Below are 11,308 nucleotides of genomic sequence, written 5' to 3'. Positions count from 1 at the left end.
TGCAAAATGCTCAGGATAATATTAACATATAGCTATTATGTAATACAAAGTAGGTGATGAATTGGCAAGCGATACACAAATACTAAAGGGGTTATTAGAGGGTTGCATTTTAAAAATAGTTAAAGAAAATGAAACTTACGGATATGAAATATGTGAAAGATTAGTAAACTACGGCTTCAAAGATATTACAGAGGGCAGTGTTTACCCTATATTAATACGCCTTGAAAAGAAAAAATTAATATATTCTGTTATGAAAAACTCACCTTTTGGGCCTAAGCGAAAATATTATTATTTAACGGATGAAGGGGTAGCGGAACTTCAAAACTTTGTTATCTCATGGAATGGCATAAAAACAAATGTAGATAGTGTATTGGGGGGGGAATTATGATTAGATCTATTATATTAATGTCTAAAAGATGCAAGCTCACAAAAGAACTGAATGATAGAGACTTAAAGAATTTTAATGATATTACTAAGTACATTGGAATGTCATCTTTACGTCTAATAGAACAAGAGGTAATATTTCAACAAGTACTAGATATGATGCTCCAAGCAAAAAGTGAAGGAAAATTTGCAAGTGAAGTTATAGGTGATGATATCAAAGGCTTTTGTGATTCAATAATTGAAGAGTCAAACTACAATAAAAATGTTTTTCACAAATGTTTTAATTATATAGAAATTATTTTGCAAACTGGATTCATTTACTATTTAATGATGTTTATATTTAATATAATTACAAATGGATGGGATAATTCTTTTAAAGACCAAGATATGTTTTATATGGATATAGTCACCTTCCTATCTATGTTCGTAGTTATATTGCCACTAAGCGTTATGATAGGAAAGAAGCAATCTTTCAAAGGAAAGAAGAACAAAACAGATTATTATTGGGTATTTTTGTCTATATGCATATTTTTAATTTTTAATGTATCGGATATGATCAAGGCTAAATTTCCACAATTAGCTACTGCACATATAATTCCATATGAGAATAAAATCTTTTTATTAATTATATTTTTAATAGCCTTTGGACGCGATATATGTTATCTTATAAAAAGTATTAGTAGAAATTTTCAAAAATAAATAATTATCTATACAAGAGGAAGTGACTTAATATGAAACTATCTTTTTTAGGTGGAGCCTATGAAATCGGTGCTAGTTGCATTTTATTTACCATTAACAATAAAAATATATTAATGGATTCTGGCATACGTCAAAGTGCTTCTAAAGATCCCTTACCTGATTTCAGAACAATACAAGAAATGGGTGGAGTAGATGCTATTATAATTAGTCACGCCCATTTGGACCATATCGGCAGTTTGCCTATGATAAGCAAAGAATATCCTAGTGCTAGGATATATATGAATAATATGACTAAAGATTTAGTGAGGGTATTACTATATGATAGTCTTAAAATAATGAATAACAGAGATGCTGAAATCCCACTATATGCCGAGGTAGATGTAGAAAATATGTTAAATAGAATCTTTACTGTAAATTATGAAGTGCCCTTTGAAATTCTTGATAATTTAAAGCTCACCTTCTATAATGCTGGCCATATAGCAGGCGCAAGCTGTATATATTTGCAAGGTAGTGAAGGCTCATTATTTTATAGCGGTGATTTTTCATTATTTTCTCAAAAGTCAGTAGAAGGTGCAAAAATCCCTAGACTAAGACCTGATATTGGTATTTTCGAATGCACTTATGCGGATAAACTACATTCAAATAGAGAAATTGAGGAAAATCGCCTTATAGATATTGTTAATGATTGTGCTCGCAACAGCGGAAAAATGATAATTCCAGCTTTTGCCTTAGGTCGTGCGCAGGAAGTTATACTTATACTTAAAAAAGCTATGAATTCTAAGAAATTAAAAAAAGTTAATATCTACATAGATGGTATGGTAAAAGACATTAACAGAGTTTACAAGTTCAATCCCCTTTACCTTAAAAACACTTTAGGCAAAAAGGTTTTAAGAGGCGTGGAGCCTTTTTATGATGATAATATTATACCAGTAAAAAATAAAAAGCAAAGAGAAACCCTGCTTGATTCTAAAGAAAGCTGCATTATAATATCTAGTTCTGGTATGCTTACAGGAGGCCCTAGCCAATTCTATGCTGAAAAAATTGCTGCTATGGACAATGGATATATAGTTATAACAGGTTATCAAGATGAAGAATCTCCAGGAAGGAAACTTCTTAATTTGCTAGAAACTAGCAAAGAGGATAGAACTCTCGAAATAAACGGCAAAATCATTCCCGTGAAATGCAGAGTAGAAAGAGTAGGCTTATCCGCTCATGGAGATAAAAGTGAAATCCAAGCTCTTATAGCAAAGCTCACTCCTGATAATGTATTTTTAGTCCATGGTGATAGTGAAGTTATTAATACCTTTGCAACTGAAGCTGCAAAAGATATTAGAGGAAAACTTTTCGCGCCTAAATCTGGAGAGTGCTTTGATGTAGAAATTAAAACTCCAAGAAAACAGTTAAGCAAACAAATTCCTTTTGTGATGAAATCAAAGGAACCGCTAAATAAAGAAAATATTAAATTACTATGGAGTTTTGTTTACGAAAAATATAGAGATAAATTTTTCACTATCGAAGAATTAACTTTCATATGGGGTGGTTCAAAAATTCTTAAAGTCTCAGAAGTTGACAACTTTAGATTTCAACTTTTAGATTCCCCTTATTTTGAAAGTGATTTAAGACGGCTTTTCTTATTTAAAGCTAGAACTTCCGAAGACGTAAGGTTGGATTTAGAGCCTAAAACATTAAAGGCCAACGAAATAACTGCCCTAGCTTTCGAGTGTTTAAGTGCCTTTAAATATAAAAAACTAGGTTTAAATCAAGAAGAAAGAGTAGCAATTTTATATTTTGACTTTCCTAAATCAGTAGATAACTCTATCCATAAAACTATTAAAGAACTTGAAGAAAAAACAGGATGGAAATTTGAAATAAATGAGCAAATGAATTTACAGTCTTCTGATAATCTTATAAAAAGCTTATTAAAAAATGCTGATATAAAAAAAATTTCCTGTCATCTTAATGAAAATAAGATAGTAGTAGCACTAAAATCATCTTTTGAAATCTCTACCGAATTAGAGGAATTCAAGAACCTCACTGGTGTAAATTTAGTAGTTCAAAGTGAAAGTAATGCCTTATCAAATTCTATGTCAACTGAGAGTGATGCTATATTCAATGAACACAACAAAGCTCCTTTAGAGCAAAATGTAGCTTTTCAGCTTATTGATGATGCTTTTATGTATGAAGAATTTAAACCTTATAAAAAAAGTATAAAGCATAACCATATTGGTAAATTTATAGAACTTACTTTTATTTCACCAATTATTGGTAGAAAATATCTTCATAAATTTGAAGCTCTATCAAAAGAAATAGCCTGGAATATAAACATAGCAACTTCTGTTAATCAAAACGCTATTATAAATTTAGCAGTGCAGCTATGCGATGAAAATAAGGTGAACTTAAAAAAGAATCCTGCCTTTAATGGTGCTGCTTTAAAAGTTATTTTAAAGTGTGAGAATATAGATGAGGATATCTTCCTAAAAATCAAAGAAACTTTTGAATATAACACAGGATGCACATTAGAACTTGGATAAAATTCAGAATAAAAAAGTAGGGTGCCATCCATCTGCAACTTGCCCTGTGGATGACACCCCACTTTTTTTAGTTTACCCTACTACTGCTTATTTCCTTTTGAATCTTTTTCAATGCCTTCTTAGATCCTCTCTCAAGGTCTCTTTCTAATTTTCGCTTTTCATAATCCATAAATAATATATTAAAATCATAATCCTCTGGGTACAAATCCTCAGCCTTTAGCTCTAATTTTAATCTTTTTTCATTAACCTCTAGGAAGTCATCTTTATATAACACTGTTATATTATTAAAGCTATCCATTGGTTTATAAACTATGGCAAAGTCCATATACTCCATAAGCAGCACCCTATCACCTATTTTATAATCATAAGTTTTGCTGTTAATAATGTCTTCTTCATCTTTTTTCTTTTTCACCTTACTATCTCTTACTAAATCTAAATTGTAATTCTTATCCTCTGCATACTTTTTTGCTTTTTCAAGAATAGAATCCCTTATGCCCATTTTCTTAGAAATCCAAAGCGCATTACTCTCTCCTGATTTACCTATAATTAGCTTGTACAGTGGCTCCAATGTATTGTTTTCAAACTGCATTGCTGCATTTTCAAAGTCGCTATGCCTTTTAGAAAAGTTTTTAATTTCCCCATAATGAGTGGTGGCCATTATTATGCACCCTTTATGATAAAGCTCTTCGAGTATTGCAATAGCAAGACCAGCCCCTTCATTGGGCTCAGTTCCACTTCCTATCTCATCACATAATATTAAAGAAGATCTATTGCTACTATTAATTATCTCTGCTAAATTTTTTACGTGTGAAGAAAATGTGCTTAAGGAATTTTCTATGCTTTGATCATCTCCAATATCTACAAATATCTTTTCAAATACAGATATTTCAGTACCATCTTTAGCTGCAATATGAAGCCCTGATTGTACAGCTATTGTTAAGAGACCAACAGTTTTTAGCACCACAGTTTTACCACCAGCATTAGGTCCTGTTATTATTAATGCCCTATAATTTGTGCCAATGTTAAAGTCTAGTGGTACTATATTTCCTTTTAATAGTGGGTGCTTGCCGCCAACAATGTTTATATATCCATAATCATTAATTTTAGGCTTTATTCCCTCTATGGCTCTACTATATTTAGCCTTAGCAAAAATCATATCATACACTGCGATTACTTCTATATTGATTTTAATTTCCTTTGAGTTATCAAATACTAATCCAGTTAAATGCGATAATATTTTATATTCTTCCATGGCCTCCTCAGATTTTAATACTACCAACTCTGCTGTATTTTTTGATATAACACTAGGCTCTATAAATACCGTAGATCCTTTAGATGAAGTTTCTACAATTGTCCCTTGCACATGATTTTTAAAGGCTGCCTTTATAGGAATTGTATATCTACCATTTCTCTTGCTTACAAAAAATTCTTGTATATAAGTTTTGTTCGTACTGTTTTTTAAAAACTTGTCTAACTGTTCTTGTATTTTACTTTCTGCATTTTCTATATATCTTCTGATTTTTTTAAGCTCCTTACTAGCATTTGAATCTACTAAGCTACCTCTTACAGAAAATTCAATTTCTTCCTCGATGGATTTAAATTCTGTAATTGAATCCCCATAACTGCTTAAAGTGGGGGCATAAAACTCTTTTCCCTTCATAAAATCTTTAATTTTTCTACAACCTCTTAAAAAGTTACAAAGTTTTGTTAACTCTTCTGGCTCTAATATTGCACCTTTTTCTATATTATCAATAATATTTTTTATATTGAATATTCCTTCTAAGGGAATGTGCAAAGCCGTATCTAATAATGCCCTTCCCTCACTAGTTTCGCTCAGCCTACTCTCCACAACTTTTAAACTAGTGCTCGGCTCTAACCTATCTATTAGATTTTTTCCAAGTCCACTCACACAATAAGACTTTACTATTTCCTTTAACTCATTATATTGCAATTTACTAAAAGTATTTATATTCATTTTTATCTCTCCTCATATTAACCTTTTTGTTCTATGAAGATACTACTCCCTAGATAGATTTCATTACCACTCCCTCTTTAGAATGGTTAACTAACTTTGCAAACACTTTTATTTATCTGCAAAATAAAAAAAGCCGTGGATACTACCACAGCTAAAAATACGTAACTTCATAAAAGATAGATTGATCTATCTCTTCTTACTATAACGGTACTTTGTGGAATTGTATCTTAATAGATTTTACCAAATAAACCCAAGACAAATAAAGGTATACTATACCCTTTTTCAAAGATTTATTTAATTATAAAATTTAATCTATTTTGATACTAACACGCTCATAAAGCACCTCATTCTTTTATTTTAACAAAATCTATCTAATGTTATTTTATTACATTTTATGTGTATTGTCAACTATCTTTTAAACTTACCACGTGGATTACAACCTACTTTCCTATTTTTTTAGACTTATTTATGTAATTATTTGTGTTATAATTAGGCATGTTAATAAAAGTAATATATTTCATTAACAGTAAATATTTAAGGGGGTAGATCCATGTGATTAAATCCAATTTACTAAGCAAAACATATATTAAAATTGTTTTAGTTTTTCTTATTATTGTAGGATTATTCTCGATTTTTCAGTACAAAACATACCTAAACAATAATGTACTAAAATTTGAAAATAAAAATTTTGAAAAGCTAGTGAGAATGACTATCCATAAGCCTAAAGGACATATTTTTAAGAAAGACTTAGAAAATATAAAGAAATTACAAGCTAATTTTGGTAATCCACTTGCCATATTAAATGGTAATATAACTTATAAAATCACTGATTTGGATGGGATACAATATTTTAAAAATTTAGAAATAGTATCACTTGTAGGACATGATATAAGCGATATATCACCATTAAGTAGTTTATCAAATTTAAAACGCTTAAATATATCATCAAATAGAAATTTAACAAATATATCACCATTAAGCAAGTTGTCAAATTTGGAATATTTAGATATATCTTCAATTAAAGAATTAACAAATATAAGTCCATTAAGCAAACTAACTAAATTAGAGTATTTAGATGCTATTGACAATAAGATAAAAGATGTATACCCCCTATCTACTCTTCCCAATATAAAGACATTAAGATTATCAATTAATGAAATTGAAGATATTAGCAGTCTAAATAAGTTATCCAGTTTAACAAATTTGCACTTAGGAGCAAATAAAATCAAAGATGTAAGACCTTTAAGTAATATGACCCACCTAAAAGTATTACAATTAGAAAAAAATCCTATAACTGATTTTACTCCTTTAGATAGTTTAAAATCCGTAGAGATTAAGAAAGAGTTAATGTAAGCTTTGTCCGAAATAGGCTGGCATTAATTTAGGCACCCATTTGTAAATCCAACTACTTAAAAACACATAACGAAAGTAAATAAAAACAATCCCTCAGGAGACTTCCCTTCTGAAATGTCATTAAACATAAAAAGAGCTAAAACTTATTTTATTAATTTAAAATAAGTTTTAGCTCTAATTTAATTACGAACTTGCCACTTGGATGGAACCATCCATTCCCTAGGAAACCACCGCTTTGCTTTCCATTTCCTTATCCTCAAGCAATTGGTTTGTATATAGGGTATAATAATAGCCTTTTTTTCTTAGCAGCTGCCTGTGAGTTCCTGATTCTGTTATCTTTCCATGTCTTATAACAAGAATTTTATCTGCAGACACGATAGTCGAAAGTCTATGGGCAACCACAAAGCTAGTTCTATCTGAGAGAACTTTTTCTATGGCATTTTGTATCATTCTTTCTGTCTCAGTATCTATAGAAGAGGTAGCTTCATCAAGAACAAATAACGCTGGGTCTGCTACGATAGCTCTAGCAAAGGAGATAAGCTGTTTCTCCCCTGTGGATAGATTACCGCCACCTTCGCCAACTTCTGAATCGTAGCCTTTTTCTAGTTTACTTATAAAACTATGAGCATTTACAAGCTTTGCTGCATTTTCAATTTGATCGAATGTGGCATCTAGCTTTCCATACATAATATTATCTCTAATATTCCCACTAAATAGATGTGGGCTTTGGAGCACATAGCCAATATTGGATTGAAGCCACAATAGTGATCTTTCTCTATAATCTATTCCATCAATTAATATTTCTCCACTACTTGGCTCATAAAATCTACAAAGTAAATTAACTAGGGTACTTTTTCCAGAACCTGTTTCTCCAACTAGTGCTATAGTGTCACCTTTTTTCACTTTTAAGTTAAAGTTTTGAAACACTTTTTCTCCGTTTTCATAGGAAAAACATACATCTTTAAATTCAATATCTCCATGTATTGCTTCAAAATTTTCTATTTTGGGATTGAATAAATCTCCGTACTTTTCAATTACATCCTTTCTGTCCCATATATCTGGCTCGGTTTCTATTAATGTTATTATTCTTTCTGCAGATGCTTGAGCATTCTGAAGTTCTGCAATAGTTCCTGCCAGCTGACTTACAGGGTCAAAAAACTGTATTGTATAAGCAATAAACATTACAAAAGTACCATAGGATAGTGGTCCTGATATAACACTTTTCCCTCCTATCCAAAGAACAAACCCTGCTCCAAGGCTTCCCATGGATATAACAATTGGAAGAAATAGAGCAGAAAACATAGCTGCTTTTACAGCAGAATTTCTCATATTACCTGCATCTTGCACAAATTCACTTAAGTTTTCCTCTTCACGAACAATAGTTTTAGTAGTTTTAGCCCCAGATATCTCCTCACTAAAATCTGCAGTTAATTGTGAATTTAATTTTCTCACTTTTCTATAAGATTTCAATATTTTCTTTTGAAAAAACATTCCTATTAAAAATAATGGTGGTACAACACTCATACATATAATGGTTAGACGTACATTACTATAAAGCATTACTCCTATAAATCCAGTCATCATAACTAGTGCCCATACCATATCAATGAGTCCCCAGGATATTATTTCACTAAGCCTTGCTACATCCGAGGTCATTCTTGCCATAAGCCATCCCACTGAGGAGTTATCATAATATGAAAAAGATAACTGTTGAAGCCTTTTAAAACCCAGCTTTCTTATATGATAAGCCAAGTGTGTCTCAATCTTACCTGCATTTATTATAAATAGTCTTACATTTAATGCTTGAAAAACAATTATACAAAAGTAAACTATTGCAAATATGGTAAGCCCATTTGTAGTTTTCTTCATTATAAAATTATCAATGGCATACCTTGTGAGGAGTGGCATTACCACGTCTATACCTGCTACGCCTACCATTAAAAAAGCCAAAAATACAAGTCCCTTTTTAAACTCTGTAAGGTATTTAAAGAGTCTTCTCCATATACCTATATCTATCTTTTGCGCTGATTTATTTTCTACTAATTTATTTTCATCTATTTTAGACATAATATCACTTCCCTTTTACTCATTGCATACCTGCTTTTCATCATCTAAAGCATCTAATGATGTCTGTATTTCCCATATTCTTTTATAGATACCATCTTTTTTAATAAGCATTGCATGGGTTCCTATGCTTTCAATCTTTCCATGGTTTAAAACTATAATTTTATCTGCAGCCATAACTGTTGAAATTCTATGAGAGATTATGAAGGTAGTACTGCCTTTACTTTTCTTTTTAAGTTCTCCCCTTATAACTCTATCCGTTTCAGCATCCACCGCACTTAATGAATCATCAAATATCAATATGGGCATATCTTTTATAAGTGTTCTTGCTATTGCAACTCTTTGTCTTTGTCCTCCTGATAAAGTAACACCCTTTTCTCCAACGATGGTGTCATACCCCTTTTCAAAGGAAGTTATAACATTATGCACAGCAGCTACGTTTGCTGCATTGTGGATTTCTGCATCTTTTGAGTCTATCTTTGCCATTTTGATGTTTTCCTTTATAGTTCTTGCATAGAGGAATGGTTCTTGAAGCACTATTCCAACATTATTTCTCATATGCTTTCTTTCAATATCTTTAAGCTCTACTCCATCAATTTTTATCGAACCACTATCATAGTCATAAAGTCTTAATAAAAGATGCACCAGGGAGGATTTACCTGAACCTGTTGGTCCAACAATAGCCACTGTTTCGCCTCTCTTTACTGTAAAACTTATATCTTTTAAAATTTCATTGTCTTGCTCGTATTCAAAGTTTACATTTTCAAAGCTTATTTCTCCTTTAACCTCGGGCTTTAGTGCTTTCCCATATTCCTGCTCCACTGGCACATCAAGAATATTTGTTATCCTCTCAAGAGAAACTGACATCTTCCCCATATCGGAAAGTATTCTACCCAGTTGTCTTACAGGCCATAACAACATTCCTTCATAAGTGTTAAATACAACCAAAGTACCCAAACTTATTTCTCCATTAACTGCAAAATATATGCCTGATATTAAAACCAGACCAATTTGAGTCATACAAAGAACATCCGATGTAGACCAATAAGTTGAAAGCAGTTTTACTAATTTAAAATTCAAATCCCTATATTTCATATTTTCTTTTTCATATTTTTCGATTTCAAAGTTTTGTCTTCCAAAAGCTTTTACAACTCTAACTCCACTTAGATTCTCTTGAAGCACTGATGTTAAAACGCCCTCTTGTGCATCAGCTTTTTCAAAGGTATTTTTAATTTTATAAAAAAATACATATGAAAATATAAATATAATTGGTACTATAACCATTGCTATAACCGTCATCTTTTTATTAAGTGACAACATCATTATAATTGCAAAGGTTACTATAAAAAATGCTCTTCCTATTTCCACCATTTGCGTCGCAAAGAATTTTCTAACGGTATCCACATCTGAAGTGCATCTTTGAATTAAGTCTCCAGATTCTGCTTTTACATGGTATTCATAGGGCAAATTCTGAATATGATCATAAAGCTTAACTCTCATATTCCTAGCAATGTTTTCAGCCGCCTGCGCAGAAAGTTTCCCTCTTAAAAATAGGAAAACACCGCGTGCACAGGTCAATATTACAAGGCTCAAAGAACATATCCATAAATTTCTAAAAAGCACCCTTGTTCCACCTACCATCATTACCAGCTCTTCTATAGCTTTCGGAACATCCAGTGGTTTATTTCCTATTACTGAATCTATTGTTACTTTTATAATCATAGGCTCTAGCATAGCTATAAATGTAGCTGCTGCTATAGAAAGTATTGCTGCAAAGTATAATAATCTATTTCCCTTAGTTAGCCTTAAAAGTTTCTTAATATAAATCCCCTCCTTGTGACCCGTTACAGTGGATATTACTACTTGTGCATTTTCCACCTTTTAATATGGTTTTAGTAGATTTTTCGAAAACTCAAGTGTGAAAATTAAAATTCCAGCCCCTAAATTTTCTGTAATTGTGTGTTTTAATCATTTTCAAATCACTCCTTCTTTTTAATACAGCAAAATTTATTACTATAAAAATTAAAAAGCCGTAGAATATATATATATTCTACGGCTTTTTAAACATATAATTAGATCTTAAGGGTACTTGTATTTTTAAATAAAAGTTCTCTTAAAGACTAATAAAAAAAGCCGTAAATACATATTCCTCGGCTTAGATAATTAATATAAATAACAAAATTAATTAATATTAAAAATTTGTACCAAGATCGTGTTTATATAATTCATTAGATTTTACTGCAAAGTTCACACTTTCTAATGTAAATCTTATATTTGTAAACATGGTCACGACCTCCTTCTT

The 11,308-nt window shown here is 31.2% G+C and carries 7 protein-coding genes; 4 read left to right on the top strand and 3 right to left on the bottom strand.

Annotated features, from left to right (window positions below):
* Positions 1 to 61: 61 nt before the first annotated feature.
* From G9F70_RS07425 to G9F70_RS07415, 3 genes are read left to right on the top strand one after another with little or no spacing between them, the layout of a single operon-like run.
* A complete protein-coding gene (locus G9F70_RS07425) occupies positions 62 to 388 on the top strand; it encodes a PadR family transcriptional regulator (protein ID WP_164945419.1) in 327 nt (108 codons plus the stop codon).
* Positions 385 to 1,083, top strand: a complete 699-nt coding sequence (locus G9F70_RS07420) for a DUF1048 domain-containing protein (protein ID WP_164945418.1) — start codon at positions 385 to 387, stop codon at positions 1,081 to 1,083. Before G9F70_RS07425 ends, G9F70_RS07420 begins: the two co-directional genes overlap by 4 nt.
* Positions 1,084 to 1,115: 32 nt before the next feature.
* Complete coding sequence (locus tag G9F70_RS07415; RefSeq protein ID WP_164945417.1) at positions 1,116 to 3,614, top strand: MBL fold metallo-hydrolase; 2,499 nt, start codon at positions 1,116 to 1,118, stop codon at positions 3,612 to 3,614.
* A 67-nt stretch (positions 3,615 to 3,681) separates the two neighbouring features.
* Here the strand turns inward: G9F70_RS07415 and G9F70_RS07410 are convergent, their stop codons facing one another.
* Positions 3,682 to 5,589 carry an endonuclease MutS2 gene (locus G9F70_RS07410; RefSeq protein WP_164945416.1) on the bottom strand — a complete coding sequence of 636 codons (1,908 nt, stop codon included), beginning with the start codon at positions 5,587 to 5,589 and terminating at the stop codon, positions 3,682 to 3,684.
* Positions 5,590 to 6,141: 552 nt separating this feature from the next.
* On the opposite strand from G9F70_RS07410, the gene G9F70_RS07405 reads away from it, so the two are divergent.
* Positions 6,142 to 6,942 (top strand): leucine-rich repeat domain-containing protein, encoded by an 801-nt coding sequence (locus tag G9F70_RS07405; RefSeq protein ID WP_164945415.1) that lies wholly within the window; start codon positions 6,142 to 6,144, stop codon positions 6,940 to 6,942.
* A gap of 219 nt (positions 6,943 to 7,161) precedes the next feature.
* On the opposite strand, the gene G9F70_RS07400 is transcribed toward G9F70_RS07405, so the two are convergent.
* Both G9F70_RS07400 and G9F70_RS27255 read right to left on the bottom strand, forming a co-directional pair.
* Positions 7,162 to 9,009 carry an ABC transporter ATP-binding protein gene (locus G9F70_RS07400; protein ID WP_164945414.1) on the bottom strand — a complete coding sequence of 616 codons (1,848 nt, stop codon included), beginning with the start codon at positions 9,007 to 9,009 and terminating at the stop codon, positions 7,162 to 7,164.
* 15 nt (positions 9,010 to 9,024) lie between these two features.
* The gene (locus tag G9F70_RS27255; RefSeq protein ID WP_224617462.1) at positions 9,025 to 10,884 is read right to left on the bottom strand and encodes an ABC transporter ATP-binding protein; all 1,860 of its coding nucleotides are present in this window, start codon (positions 10,882 to 10,884) and stop codon (positions 9,025 to 9,027) included.
* Between the last annotated feature and the right edge of the window lie 424 nt (positions 10,885 to 11,308).

Origin of the sequence: Clostridium sp. FP1 (assembly GCF_011065975.2) — a bacterium.
Classification (GTDB): domain Bacteria; phylum Bacillota; class Clostridia; order Clostridiales; family Clostridiaceae; genus Clostridium_AD; species Clostridium_AD tagluense.
The sequence above is the reverse complement of the archived record's forward strand: the minus strand, read 5'-3'. Positions and strand labels throughout refer to the sequence as shown.